Origin of the sequence: Pseudomonas sp. PWP3-1b2, from assembly GCF_049896045.1 — a bacterium.
GTDB lineage: Bacteria > Pseudomonadota > Gammaproteobacteria > Pseudomonadales > Pseudomonadaceae > Aquipseudomonas > Aquipseudomonas antarctica_B.
Genome location: NZ_JAFCTN010000003.1, coordinates 85,038 through 97,445 on the forward strand (window position 1 = coordinate 85,038; position 12,408 = coordinate 97,445).

Annotated in this window: 12 protein-coding genes and 1 pseudogene; 9 read left to right on the forward strand and 4 right to left on the reverse strand. The window is 60.1% G+C overall.

What is annotated here, in order from left to right; genetic code table 11:
* The first annotated feature begins 469 nt into the window (after positions 1-469).
* Entirely contained in the window at positions 470-2,062 is a 1,593-nt protein-coding gene (locus ACP7A2_RS02845; RefSeq protein WP_426133003.1) for an ABC transporter substrate-binding protein, read from the forward strand.
* 28 nt (positions 2,063-2,090) lie between these two features.
* Here the strand turns inward: ACP7A2_RS02845 and radC are convergent, their stop codons facing one another.
* On the reverse strand, positions 2,091-2,765 hold the full coding sequence (gene radC / locus ACP7A2_RS02850) for a RadC family protein (protein ID WP_348060551.1): 675 nt from the start codon (positions 2,763-2,765) through the stop codon (positions 2,091-2,093).
* Between the two features lie 146 nt (positions 2,766-2,911).
* Here radC and coaBC point away from each other — a divergent pair, with 146 nt between their 5' ends.
* The 4 genes and pseudogenes from coaBC (at position 2,912) to argB (ending at position 7,168) form a co-directional block, all read left to right on the forward strand.
* Positions 2,912-4,120, forward strand: coding sequence for a bifunctional phosphopantothenoylcysteine decarboxylase/phosphopantothenate--cysteine ligase CoaBC (coaBC, locus tag ACP7A2_RS02855; RefSeq protein ID WP_375065551.1), 1,209 nt, complete (start codon positions 2,912-2,914; stop codon positions 4,118-4,120).
* 5 nt (positions 4,121-4,125) lie between these two features.
* Positions 4,126-4,581: a dUTP diphosphatase gene (gene dut, locus ACP7A2_RS02860; protein ID WP_426133004.1), complete on the forward strand. Its 456-nt coding sequence runs from the start codon at positions 4,126-4,128 to the stop codon at positions 4,579-4,581.
* 246 nt (positions 4,582-4,827) lie between these two features.
* Positions 4,828-6,243, forward strand: a pseudogene (locus tag ACP7A2_RS02865) (phosphomannomutase/phosphoglucomutase); the annotation flags it as partial.
* Positions 6,244-6,262: 19 nt separating this feature from the next.
* Entirely contained in the window at positions 6,263-7,168 is a 906-nt protein-coding gene (gene argB / locus ACP7A2_RS02870; protein WP_015886532.1) for an acetylglutamate kinase, read from the forward strand.
* 595 nt (positions 7,169-7,763) lie between these two features.
* On the opposite strand, the gene pyrE is transcribed toward argB, so the two are convergent.
* Entirely contained in the window at positions 7,764-8,408 is a 645-nt protein-coding gene (gene pyrE, locus ACP7A2_RS02875) for an orotate phosphoribosyltransferase (RefSeq protein ID WP_078739769.1), read from the reverse strand.
* Positions 8,409-8,490: 82 nt separating this feature from the next.
* Between pyrE and ACP7A2_RS02880 the strand changes: the two genes are divergently transcribed.
* Entirely contained in the window at positions 8,491-9,270 is a 780-nt protein-coding gene (locus ACP7A2_RS02880; protein WP_003195493.1) for an exodeoxyribonuclease III, read from the forward strand.
* A gap of 58 nt (positions 9,271-9,328) precedes the next feature.
* On the opposite strand, the gene ACP7A2_RS02885 is transcribed toward ACP7A2_RS02880, so the two are convergent.
* Positions 9,329-9,697 (reverse strand): DUF4870 domain-containing protein, encoded by a 369-nt coding sequence (locus tag ACP7A2_RS02885; protein ID WP_348061777.1) that lies wholly within the window; start codon positions 9,695-9,697, stop codon positions 9,329-9,331.
* Positions 9,698-9,720: 23 nt separating this feature from the next.
* On the reverse strand, positions 9,721-10,443 hold the full coding sequence (gene rph / locus ACP7A2_RS02890) for a ribonuclease PH (protein ID WP_426133005.1): 723 nt from the start codon (positions 10,441-10,443) through the stop codon (positions 9,721-9,723).
* A gap of 216 nt (positions 10,444-10,659) precedes the next feature.
* Here rph and ACP7A2_RS02895 point away from each other — a divergent pair, with 216 nt between their 5' ends.
* The 3 genes from ACP7A2_RS02895 to rpoZ all read left to right on the forward strand — a co-directional run.
* Positions 10,660-11,523 (forward strand): YicC/YloC family endoribonuclease, encoded by an 864-nt coding sequence (locus ACP7A2_RS02895; RefSeq protein WP_426133006.1) that lies wholly within the window; start codon positions 10,660-10,662, stop codon positions 11,521-11,523.
* A 10-nt stretch (positions 11,524-11,533) separates the two neighbouring features.
* A complete protein-coding gene (gmk, locus tag ACP7A2_RS02900; protein ID WP_348061780.1) occupies positions 11,534-12,154 on the forward strand; it encodes a guanylate kinase in 621 nt (206 codons plus the stop codon).
* 167 nt (positions 12,155-12,321) lie between these two features.
* On the forward strand, positions 12,322-12,408 hold an 87-nt coding region (gene rpoZ, locus ACP7A2_RS02905), incomplete at its 3' end, for a DNA-directed RNA polymerase subunit omega (protein ID WP_331149053.1).

Here is a 12,408-nt window from a genome sequence, read left to right on the forward strand (position 1 = left end):
ACTCTCGACATGCCTCAGCCCTCTAAAACCACATGCCCAACCCGGCATGGGTTGGCCGCTTAATCTCTCAGTCATTTGGCGCCAGGCGCCGCGTTTCTTTAGGGTCTTACCGGCTACACCTACTAGCGAAGGAACCGGGCCCCTAGAAAAGAGCGCTGCTTTATACCAGAAAGACCCCAGTGCAACAACAGCCCGTGAGTTTTTACCGGCGTAAATCGTGGCGACAAACGCCTGAACCGTTGCTACAAGGGGCCGCTGTCATAGCCGACCGCTCGTCGCACAGAATGATTTACAGCGCCCGCGCGCACGGTGAAGTGCACGGCGAAACGCGCTGAGGCGCCATCAAAACAGCATTTGAGGCAAAAGCACAGGCAAAAATGGGCTAGTCATTTATCAATCAGACCTCTACGGTAGGACTTTTCCAGACTGCACTCGCAGATGGGCCTTCGATCTGCAAAGGAAACCGAATATGCGCCTCGCTGCCCTCCCGCTACTGCTCGCCCCTTTATTTATCGCTCCGGCGGCTATGGCTGCCACCAATTTGAGCGTCTGCACCGAGGCCAGCCCCGAAGGGTTCGATGTGGTGCAATACAACTCGCTCACCACCACCAACGCCTCGGCCGACGTGCTGATGAACCGCCTGGTGGACTACGACGCCAACAGCGGCAAACTGGTGCCAAGCCTGGCAGACAGCTGGGACGTTTCTCCAGACGGCCTGACGTACACCTTCAAGCTGCACCCGAACGTGAAATTCCACCGCACCGAATATTTCACCCCAAGCCGCACCCTGACTGCCGAAGACGTGCGCTTCAGCTTCGAACGCATGCTCGACCCGGCCAACCCGTGGCACAAGATCGCCCAGAGCGGCTTCCCGCACGCGCAGTCCCTGCAATTGCCCACACTGGTCAAGAAGATCGACGCCCTTGACCCACTGACCGTGCGCTTCACGCTGGACCACGCCGACTCCACGTTTCTCGCCGCACTGAGCATGGGCTTTGCCTCGATCTACCCGGCTGAATACGCCGACAAACTGCTCAAGGCCGGCACTCCGGAAAAGCTCAACAGCCAGCCGATCGGCACCGGGCCCTTTGTATTCGTGCGTTTCCAGAAAGATGCCGTGGTGCGCTACAAAGCCAACCCGGACTACTTCGCCGGCAAACCGGCTGTGGATAACTTGATCTTCGCCATCACCCCCGATGCCAATGTGCGCCTGCAGAAGCTGCGCCGCGATGAGTGCCAGATCGCCCTGTCACCCAAGCCTCTGGACGTAGGCGAAGCCGAAAAAGACCCGGCCCTCAAGGTCGAGAAAACGGCCGCCTTCATGACCGCGTTCGTCGCGATCAATAGCCAGCACCCGCCGCTGGACAAGCCGGAAGTGCGCCAGGCCGTCAATCTGGCCTTCGACAAGGCCAGCTACCTCAAGGCCGTGTTTGAAGGCACCGCCGAAGCCGCCAATGGTGTTTACCCGCCGAATACCTGGAGCTTCGCCAAGGACTTGCCGGGTTATCCACAGGACATCGCCAAAGCCAAGTCGCTGCTCGACCGGGCCGGGCTCAAGGACGGCTTCAAAACCACGATATGGACTCGCCCCACGGGCAGCCTGCTCAACCCCAACCCGAACCTCGGCGCCCAACTGTTACAGGCGGACCTGGCCAAAGTCGGCATTCAGGCAGAGATCCGCGTGATCGAGTGGGGCGAGCTGATCCGCCGCGCCAAGGCTGGCGAACATGACCTGTTGTTCATGGGCTGGGCAGGCGATAACGGTGACCCGGATAACTTCCTGACCCCGCAGTTCTCCTGCGCGGCGGTCAAATCCGGCACCAACTTCGCCCGTTACTGCGACCCGGCCCTGGACAAGCTGATCAGCGCCGGCAAAACCACCAGCGAACAAGGTGTGCGCAGCAAGCTGTATCAACAGGCCCAGGCGCAAATCCAGCAACAGGCCCTGTGGCTGCCGCTGGCGCACCCCACTGCCTTCGCCCTGACCCGCAAACATGTCGAGGGTTACCAGGTCAGCCCGTTTGGCCGCCAGGACTTCTCCAAAGTCAGCGTCAAGCCCTAGGACTCTGCCCCGCCCTGACCGGGCGGGACTAGATCCAGCCAAATTCCGCCATCGACAGCGGGTCACCGTCGCCCACGATGATGTGATCAAGCACGCGCACGTCTACGACCTCCAGGGCCTTTTGCAGCATCTTGGTTAACTTTCGATCAGCCGCACTTGGCTCCACGCTCCCGGAAGGGTGGTTGTGACACAGGATCAATGCCGCCGCGTTGTACGCCAGGGCGCGCTTGACCACCTGTCGTGGATACACGATCGCCGTGTCGATGGTGCCTTCGAATAACGCCTCGAAACCCAGCACACGGTGCTTTGAGTCAAGAAACAGGCAGCCGAAAATCTCGTGGGGCTCATGGCGCAACAACGCTTTGAGGTAGTCACGCACGGCCAACGGGCTTTCCAGTACAGAGTCCGCACGCAGCCGTTCGGCCATGTGCCGCCGCGACATTTCCAGCACCGCCTGCAACTGCGCAAACTTTGCCGGGCCCAGGCCCAAATGCTGGCTGAACAGCGTCTGACTGGCCTCCAGCAACGGGCGCAGGCCACCAAATTGCGCCAACAGATGACGCGCCAGGTCGACCGCACTGCGCCCGGCAACCCCGGTCCGCAGGAAGATCGCCAACAGCTCGGCGTCAGACAGGCTCGCTGCGCCCCATTCCAACAGTTTCTCCCGTGGACGTTCCGCCACAGGCCAATCGCGAATACTCATCGCACTCCCCTTCCATCCGTGTGCGCCGCTGTTGCTGAACGGACGCTGTGTTATCGTAAGCCCTCTTTTTTGCCTGCCATTTCCCCTGGGGAGGGGGCGTCGCAGGCGTCACTGAACTGGCATCACTGAACTGGAAAGGCAAACCAATGCAGCGTCTGTATCGGAAACGCATCGTTCTCGGCGTCGGCGGCGGCATTGCCGCCTACAAGAGCGCAGAACTGGTTCGCAGGCTCCTGGACCAGGGTGCCGAAGTGCGCGTGGTCATGACCCGTGGTGGCAGTGAATTCATTACGCCGCTGACCATGCAGGCCTTGTCCGGCCACCCGGTTCACCTGGACCTGCTGGACCCGGCAGCCGAAGCTGCCATGGGCCATATCGAACTGGCCAAATGGGCCGACCTGGTGCTGATCGCCCCGGCCACCGCCGACCTGATCGCCCGCCTCGCCCAGGGCATTGCCAATGACCTGCTGACCACATTGGTACTGGCCACCGATGCTACAGTCGCCATCGCCCCGGCCATGAACCAGGCCATGTGGCGCGACCCGGCCACCCAGGCCAACACCCAACTCCTGCAAAGCCGCGGCCTCAAGGTGTTCGGCCCGGCGTCCGGCAGCCAGGCCTGCGGCGACGTCGGCATGGGCCGCATGCTGGAAGCCACCGACCTGGCGCAGTGCGCCGCCGACTGCTTCCAGCACTTGGCCCTGACCGGCAAGCACGTGCTGATCACTGCCGGCCCGACCCAGGAAAACATCGACCCGGTGCGCTACATCACCAACCATAGCTCAGGAAAAATGGGCTTTGCCTTGGCGGAAGCGGCGGTTGAGGCAGGCGCACGAGTGACCCTGATCACCGGCCCGGTGCATTTGCCGACCCCTGATCGCGTCACGCGCATCGACGTAGTCAGCGCCCGGGACATGCTGGCGGCCTGTGAAGCCGCGATTCCGTGCGACCTGTTTATCGCCTCGGCAGCGGTTGCGGATTACCGTCCGGAAGTCGTCGCCCCGCAAAAACTGAAGAAAGACCCTACAAGCGGCGACGGCCTGCTCCTGCAAATGGTGCGCAACCCGGACATTCTGGCAACCATCGCCACGCGTCCGGACCGCCCGTTCAGCGTCGGCTTTGCTGCCGAAACCGAGCACCTGCTGGACTACGCCGCACGCAAATTGAAAGACAAAAACCTCGACCTGATCGTTGCCAATGATGTCGCCAACCCGAGCATCGGCTTCAACAGCGAGGAAAACGCCTGCAGCGTGATTGACCGCGACCTGCACGCCACCCTTTTCGCCCAGACCAGCAAGGGCAAGATTGCCCGCCAACTGATCTCTTTTATCGCCCAACGGCTGAACCAGGTTTAATTTCCATGCACGCTTTGCAAGCCAAGATCCTCGACCCCCGCATCGGCACCGAATTCCCGCTCCCGGCCTACGCCACGCCTGGCTCTGCCGGCCTGGACCTGCGCGCCATGCTCAAGCAAGACACCGTCCTTGAGCCGGGCCAGACCATCCTGATTCCCACAGGCTTGTCGATCTACGTCGGCGACCCGGGCCTCGCGGCGCTGATCCTGCCGCGCTCCGGCCTGGGCCACAAACACGGCATCGTGCTGGGCAACCTCGTCGGCCTGATCGACTCCGACTACCAGGGCGAACTGATGGTGTCGTGCTGGAACCGTGGCCAAACCGCATTCAACATCGCCATTGGCGAGCGCATCGCCCAGTTGGTACTCGTTCCAGTGGTGCAGGCGTACTTCGAATTGGTGCAAGAGTTCGACGAAACACAACGCGGCGCAGGTGGTTTTGGGCATTCCGGCAGCCACTGACTAAGCTGAAGCAAGCCGGACGCTGTTGTCCGGCCCAATGCCACCGCATGGCTTTTCAGGATGAAGAATGCGCGGATCTAATCAGCGAGATTTCCCCAGTGGAATCAATGCATTACGCGACAGCCAAGGCGGAGCCAGCACGCCGATGGCACTTTTGCACCACGAACTCTCTGCCGAAAACGCCGTCATACCCTTCAGTTTGAGCCCGCCGGTCAGCCGCATTCAGGCCAGCTTTGCCCCTTTCAGATGGAGTTCCCCCCCGCGATGAGTACCGCAGCCCGAGTAGCCCCGACATTCCCCGACAGCATCTTTCGCGCCTACGACATTCGTGGCGTTGTGCCCAAGACCCTGACCGCCGAAACCGCCTACTGGATTGGTCGCGCCATCGGTGCCCAAAGCCTGGCCCAGGGTGAGCCAAACGTCTCGGTAGGCCGCGACGGCCGCTTGTCCGGCCCGGAGTTGGTAGAGCAACTGATTCAGGGCCTGGCCGACAGCGGCTGCCATGTCAGCGACGTCGGCCTGGTGCCGACCCCAGCGCTGTACTACGCAGCCAACGTACTGGCCGGCAAATCCGGGGTGATGTTGACCGGCAGTCACAACCCGTCGGACTACAACGGCTTCAAGATCGTCATCGCTGGCGACACGCTGGCCAACGAACAGATCCAGGCCCTGCACACGCGCCTCAAAACCAACGACCTGACCAGTGGCGAAGGCAGCATCACCAAAGTCGACATTCTTCAGCGCTACTCGGATCAAATCACCGGCGACATCAAACTCGCGCGCCGCCTGAAAGTGGTGGTGGATTGCGGCAACGGCGCGGCCGGCGTGATCGCCCCGCAACTGCTCGAAGCCCTGAACTGCGAAGTGATCCCGCTGTTCTGCGAGGTCGACGGCAACTTCCCCAACCACCATCCGGACCCGGGCAAACCTGAAAACCTGGTGGACCTGATCGCCAAGGTCAAGGAAACCGGCGCCGACGTCGGTCTGGCCTTCGACGGTGATGGCGACCGCGTGGGCGTGGTGACTGAAACCGGCGAGATCGTGTTCCCGGACCGCCTGCTGATGTTGTTCGCCCGTGACGTGGTGGCGCGCAACCCCAACGCCGAAATCATCTTCGACGTGAAGTGCACCCGTCGCCTCACGCCGCTGATCAAGGAATACGGCGGTCGCCCGCTAATGTGGAAGACCGGTCACTCGTTGATCAAAAAGAAAATGAAGGAAACCGGCGCGCTGTTGGCCGGCGAAATGAGCGGCCATGTGTTCTTCAAGGAGCGCTGGTTCGGTTTTGACGACGGCATTTACAGCGCCGCGCGCTTGCTGGAAATCCTCAGCAAGGAAAAATCGACTGCCGAAGAGCTGTTTCAGACCTTCCCGAATGATATTTCTACGCCAGAGATCAATATCCATGTGACCGAGGAGAGCAAATTCAGCATCATTGACGCACTGCACGATGCGCAATGGGGCGAAGGCGCCAACCTGACCACCATTGATGGTGTGCGAGTCGATTACGCCAAAGGCTGGGGCCTGGTTCGCGCGTCCAACACCACACCGGTGCTGGTGCTGCGTTTCGAGGCGGATACCGAGGCTGAGTTGCAGCGCATCAAGGACGTGTTCCACGCCCAGTTGAAACGTGTTGCCCCTGATCTCCAATTACCGTTCTGATCTTTTACCGGAGCCCTGAATGACCCTCGAACGCGAAGCCGCTGCCAACACTGCCAAGGTCCTTTCCGAAGCGTTGCCTTACATTCGACGCTACGTCGGCAAGACGCTGGTGATCAAGTACGGCGGCAATGCCATGGAAAGCGACGAGCTGAAAACCGGCTTTGCCCGCGACATCGTGTTAATGAAAGCCGTCGGGATCAACCCGGTGGTGGTACACGGTGGCGGCCCGCAAATCGGCGACCTGCTCAAACGCTTGTCGATCGAGAGTCACTTCATCGATGGCATGCGCGTGACTGACGCGCAGACCATGGACGTGGTGGAGATGGTCCTCGGCGGCCAGGTCAACAAAGACATCGTCAACCTGATCAACCGTCACGGCGGCAGCGCCATCGGCCTGACCGGCAAGGACGCGGAGCTGATCCGTGCGAAAAAACTGACCGTAACCCGCCAGACGCCGGAAATGACTCAGCCTGAAATCATCGACATCGGCCAGGTGGGCGAAGTAATCGGCATCAACACCGACTTGCTGAACCTGCTGGTCAAAGGCGATTTCATCCCGGTGATCGCGCCCATCGGCGTGGGCGCCAACGGTGAGTCCTACAACATCAATGCTGACTTGGTAGCCGGTAAAGTGGCCGAGGCACTCAAAGCTGAAAAGCTGATGCTGCTGACCAACATCGCCGGCTTGATGGACAAGGAAGGCAAGGTGCTGACCGGCTTGACCACTCAACAAGTGGACGAACTGATCGCCGACGGCACCATCTACGGCGGCATGCTGCCGAAGATCCGTTGCGCGCTGGAAGCGGTGCAAGGCGGCGTGGGTAGCTCATTGATCCTGGATGGTCGTGTACCGAATGCGATCCTGCTGGAAATCTTCACCGATACCGGCGTAGGCACGCTGATCAGTAACCGCAAGCGTCCATGACGTAGAAATCCTGAATAGACCGTAGTTTTCGACGGCTCCTTCGGCAACACGTACCCACGTACGAAACCTCCGAAGGAATCGAAGAAATCTGCGGTCTTTTTTATGCCTGCCGGAAATGCCCTACCGCAATCATCGAGTCATCCGACATCTACGCGGCATACATCTGCTTAGGATCTTCCTTGAATCCACAGGAGATCTTCCCCATGCAAAAAGCCCACACACCCTACGGCAGCGATGTATCGGCAGGCACTTATGAGTGCGCAGATTGCGGACGCCAATACAGCAATCAGTCGAAGACTTCACTTCCACCCTGCCCAGACTTCGAAGCAAGCACGCACCTCCTGAAAGGCTGGAATATCCTCACCGGCCAAGGTGACGCCGTCGAAGATCCGTACCCGAGCGATACCTCCCGATAACCGAAATCAGCGAAGACTGACATGCACTGCTATGCCAAACGCTAAGCCCGAGTGCCGTAGAGTGACATCGTCGCGGTCAGCGGCTTGCTGCTGACCCTGACCACTTTCATGTTCAATTTGGCGTGACGTGGATCGCACACTGCACATGAAAAAGGCCCTGTTTTCACAGGGCCTTTTAATTAGACGCCGAATTGCTCGCGGTATGCACGAACTGCTGGCAAATGCTGCTTAAGCTGCGGGTCGTCTTCCAGGAACTGCAGCACCTGGTTCAACGACACGATACTCACCACCGGAATGCCGAAATCGCGTTCCACTTCCTGGATCGCCGACAACTCTCCGTTGCCACGCTCCTGGCGGTTCAGCGCGATCAACACGCCTGCGGCCTTGGCGCCTTCCTGGGAAGCGATGATCTGCATCACTTCACGAATGGCGGTGCCGGCGGTGATCACGTCGTCGATGATCAGCACATCACCCGTGAGCGGAGCGCCCACCAGGCTGCCGCCTTCGCCATGGGCCTTAGCCTCTTTGCGGTTGAAACACCACGGCAAATCTTTACCGTGATGTTCAGCCAGGGCCACCGCAGTCGCCGCCGCCAGAGGAATGCCCTTGTAGGCTGGGCCGAACAATACGTCGAAGGAAATACCGCTTTCAACAATGGCTGCTGCGTAGAAACGACCCAGCTGAGCCAGGGCCGAACCCGAGTTGAACAGGCCCGCATTGAAGAAGTATGGGCTGGTGCGCCCTGACTTGAGGGTGAACTCACCGAAGCGCAATACGCCGCGATCGATGGCAAAACGAATGAAATCGCGTTGATACGCCTGCATGAAAAAAGCCTCAGATACCACGGATTTAGCTAATTAGGTAGACGGCGTGTATCATACACGCACGCGATTTTTGGGGCCATTTATGCGGATCATCAGTGTGAACGTCAATGGTATTCAGGCTGCAGTCGAGCGTGGTTTGCTCAGTTGGCTGCAAGCACAGAATGCCGACGTCATCTGCCTGCAGGACACCCGCGCCTCCGCCTTTGAACTGGACGACCCAGCCTTCCAACTGGATGGCTACTTCCTTTATGCCTGCGATGCCGAAGTACCCACCCAAGGTGGTGTGGCTTTGTATTCGCGGTTGCAACCCAAGGCGGTCATCAGCGGCCTCGGCTTCGAGACAGCCGACCGCTACGGGCGCTACCTGCAAGCCGATTTCGACAAGGTCAGCATCGCGACCTTGCTGCTCCCTTCGGGGCAGAACGGCGATGAAGACTTGAACCAGAAGTTCAAGCTAATGGACGATTTCGCCCGTTACCTGGATAAACAGCGGCGTAAACGTCGCGAGTACATTTACTGTGGCTCGCTGTACGTGGCGCAACAAAAGCTGGATATCAAGAACTGGCGCGACAGCCAGCAATCCCCGGGCTTCCTGGCGCCGGAACGGGCCTGGATGGACGAGATTGTCGGCAACATGGGTTATGTCGATGCCCTGCGCGAAGTCAGCCGTGAAGGCGATCAGTACAGCTGGTGGCCGGATAACGAACAGGCCGAGATGCTCAACCTGGGCTGGCGTTTCGACTACCAACTGCTGACTCCGGGCCTGCGCCGGTTTGTACGCAGCGCACGCTTGCCGCGTCAGCCACGCTTCTCGCAGCACGCGCCGCTGATCGTGGACTACGACTGGACACTGACCATCTAGGGTCTTTTGCCAGGCACAAAAAAACCGACATCGCTGTCGGTTTTTTTGTGGGCGCTCATTATTTGACCAGTCGCCAGGTCAGGGGATAGCGGTACGCGATGCCCTTGTTGGCTTTGATCGAACCGATGATCGTCAGTACCACGCTGCCGATGGCCAGGGCAGTCATAAGGAAAAACCCGATCACCGCGAAGGCCAGCACGATACAAACGACCCAGGCGATGGCCACGGTGATCTGGAAGTTCAACGCTTCCTTGCCCTGATCATCAATGAACGGGTCCACCTCCTTCTTCATCTGCCACAGGATCAGTGGCCCCACGACGCTGCCGAAGGGGAACACAAACCCCAGAAACGCCGCGAGATGGCACAACATTGCTCCTTGGCGCACTTCGTAGGACGGTGTGGGCACAGGCAGTTGATTGTCACTCATGGCGCTTCTCCTTGCGGTCCGATTCAGTCAGCCAATGCGGCGGTTTGCAGTTCGAAGATTTCGGTCATGCCTTTCTGGGCCAGGGCCAGCATGGCATTCAGGTCAGCCGGCTGGAACGGTGCACCTTCGGCAGTGCCCTGCACTTCGATGAAACCACCGGAGCTGGTCATCACGACGTTCAGGTCGGTCTCGGCGGCCGAGTCTTCCAGGTAGTCCAGGTCCAGCACAGGCTCGCCCTGGTACATGCCCACCGACACAGCGGCGATCATTTGCTTGAGCGGGTCGCCAGCTTTGAGGCCGCCGCGCTTCTTGATCACTTTGAGCGCATCAACCAGGGCAACCATGGCGCCGGTGATGGATGCAGTGCGGGTGCCGCCGTCAGCCTGGATCACGTCGCAGTCGACGTAGAGGGTCACGTCGCCCAGCTTGGACATGTCCAGCGCTGCGCGCAGGGAACGGCCGATCAGGCGCTGGATTTCCAGGGTGCGGCCGCCTTGTTTGCCACGGCTGGCTTCACGCTGGTTACGCTCGCCGGTGGCGCGCGGCAGCATGCCGTACTCGGCGGTCAACCAACCCTGGCCCTGGCCTTTCAGAAAGCGCGGCACGCCGTTTTCGACGCTGACGGTGCAGATGACTTTGGTATCGCCAAACTCGACCAGTACAGATCCCTCGGCGTGTTTGGTGTAGTTGCGGGTGATGCGGATCGAGCGGAGCTGATCGGCAACGCGACCACTTGGACGTTTCATAGGGGATACCTGTACTGAGGACAAAAACTGCCGAGCATTATAGAGCCGCGAACCGTTTCGGGGCACTTCTAATAAATCCGGTTACGAATGTTCAGCTTATCGCCCATTGTTTGGGCGCGCCTGCCCCACTGCGCTACAATCCTGCGCCTTCGCAGCCTGTCGGCTTCAATTTATCTATCAGCCCGTATTTGCGGGACTGCATCGCGAGGTACTTCCATGGTGCACAGCATGACCGCCTTTGCCCGTGTCGAAAAAGCCGGCGTTCAGGGCACCCTGAGCTGGGAATTGCGCTCGGTCAACAGCCGCTACCTGGAGCCGCACCTGCGCCTGCCGGAATCGTTCCGCGACCTCGAAGGCGCCGTGCGAGAAGCGCTGCGCCAGGGCATTTCGCGCGGCAAGCTGGAATGTACGTTGCGCTTCACCGAAGAAACCACCGGCAAACCGCTGCAGGTTGACCGCGACCGCGCCGCGCAATTGGTCGCCGCCGCCGAAACCATCGCTGGCCTGATCAAGCAACCCGCCGCGCTGAACCCTCTGGAAGTGCTGGCCTGGCCCGGCGTGCTGGTGGCCGACGCCACCGACCCGCAAGCCCTTAACGCCGAAGCCCTCGCCCTGTTCAACCAGGGCTTGAAGGAGCTCAAGGCTGGCCGCGAACGTGAAGGCGCCGAACTGGCGCGCCTGATCAGCGAGCGCCTGACCTCAATCGAGGAAGACGTGGTGACCCTGCGCGAGCTGGTGCCGCAGATGCTCGCGACCCAGCGCCAGAAGGTCCTCGACCGCTTCACCGACATGAAGGCCGACCTCGACCCGACGCGCCTGGAACAGGAAATGGTGCTGCTCGCGCAGAAAAGCGATGTGGCCGAAGAACTCGACCGCCTGAGCACCCACATCCTTGAAGTGCGCCGCGTGCTCAAGTCCGCCGGTGCCGCCGGTCGGCGCCTGGACTTCCTGATGCAGGAACTCAACCGCGAAGCCAATACACTCGGCTCCAAGGCATTTGACCCGCGCAGCACCACAGCGGCGGTCAACCTCAAAGTGTTGATCGAGCAGATGCGCGAACAAGTACAGAATATTGAGTAAGGCAACCTCCATGACCCACAGCACCGGCACCCTTTACATCATTTCCGCCCCTTCGGGCGCGGGCAAGAGCAGCCTGGTCAAGGCCTTGACCGACGCTGACGAGCAGATCCGCATCTCGGTCTCCCACACCACCCGCGCCATGCGCCCGGGTGAAGTGAACGGGGTGCACTACCACTTCGTCGAGCGCACCGAGTTCGTCAAGATGATCGAACACGGCGACTTCCTTGAGCGCGCCGAAGTGTTCGGCAACCTCTACGGCACTTCGCAAAGCCACCTGCAGCAGACCCTGGACGAAGGCCACGACCTGATCCTGGAAATCGACTGGCAGGGCGCCGAGCAAGTGCGCCAGTTGATGCCCAAGGCGCGCTCGATCTTCATCCTGCCGCCGTCGCTCGAAGCCTTGCACCAGCGCCTGAAAAATCGCGGCCAGGACAGTGACGAGATCATCGAAGGCCGCATGCGCGAAGCCGTCAGCGAAATGAGCCACTATGTCGACTACGACTACCTGATCATTAATGACGATTTCACCCACGCCCTGAATGATCTGAAGGCGATTTTCCGCACCAACCAGCTCCAGCAAAAGCGTCAACAGCAGCGTTTTGGCAAATTACTCGCCGAACTGCTGGGCTGATTGGCACTTCCCAAAACCGCTGCAAGGGCTTTAAATTGGCACTTGTAGCAGTTTGGCGAGGGCCTGCGAAAAATCAGCGCTTCCCTTAACGCTGGTGATTTTTTAAACTGTTCAGTCCGCTCGCCCAACCGGGCAGCGCGCATCTTGCATTCGCTCCGAGGAATACCATGGCCCGCGTAACCGTTGAAGACTGCCTAGAACACGTGGATAACCGCTTTGAGCTGGTCATGCTCTCTACCAAGCGTGCCCGTCAA

What these genes read in the sequence shown, in the direction of transcription:
- ACP7A2_RS02845 (WP_426133003.1), top strand. Translation starts at nt 470, where the DNA reads ATGCGCCTCGCTGCCCTCCCGCTACTGCTCGCCCCTTTATTTATCGCT.
- radC (WP_348060551.1), bottom strand. Translation starts at nt 2,765, where the DNA reads ATGAGTATTCGCGATTGGCCTGTGGCGGAACGTCCACGGGAGAAACTG.
- coaBC (WP_375065551.1), top strand. Translation starts at nt 2,912, where the DNA reads ATGCAGCGTCTGTATCGGAAACGCATCGTTCTCGGCGTCGGCGGCGGC.
- dut (WP_426133004.1), top strand. Translation starts at nt 4,126, where the DNA reads ATGCACGCTTTGCAAGCCAAGATCCTCGACCCCCGCATCGGCACCGAA.
- argB (WP_015886532.1), top strand. Translation starts at nt 6,263, where the DNA reads ATGACCCTCGAACGCGAAGCCGCTGCCAACACTGCCAAGGTCCTTTCC.
- pyrE (WP_078739769.1), bottom strand. Translation starts at nt 8,408, where the DNA reads ATGCAGGCGTATCAACGCGATTTCATTCGTTTTGCCATCGATCGCGGC.
- ACP7A2_RS02880 (WP_003195493.1), top strand. Translation starts at nt 8,491, where the DNA reads ATGCGGATCATCAGTGTGAACGTCAATGGTATTCAGGCTGCAGTCGAG.
- ACP7A2_RS02885 (WP_348061777.1), bottom strand. Translation starts at nt 9,697, where the DNA reads ATGAGTGACAATCAACTGCCTGTGCCCACACCGTCCTACGAAGTGCGC.
- rph (WP_426133005.1), bottom strand. Translation starts at nt 10,443, where the DNA reads ATGAAACGTCCAAGTGGTCGCGTTGCCGATCAGCTCCGCTCGATCCGC.
- ACP7A2_RS02895 (WP_426133006.1), top strand. Translation starts at nt 10,660, where the DNA reads ATGGTGCACAGCATGACCGCCTTTGCCCGTGTCGAAAAAGCCGGCGTT.
- gmk (WP_348061780.1), top strand. Translation starts at nt 11,534, where the DNA reads ATGACCCACAGCACCGGCACCCTTTACATCATTTCCGCCCCTTCGGGC.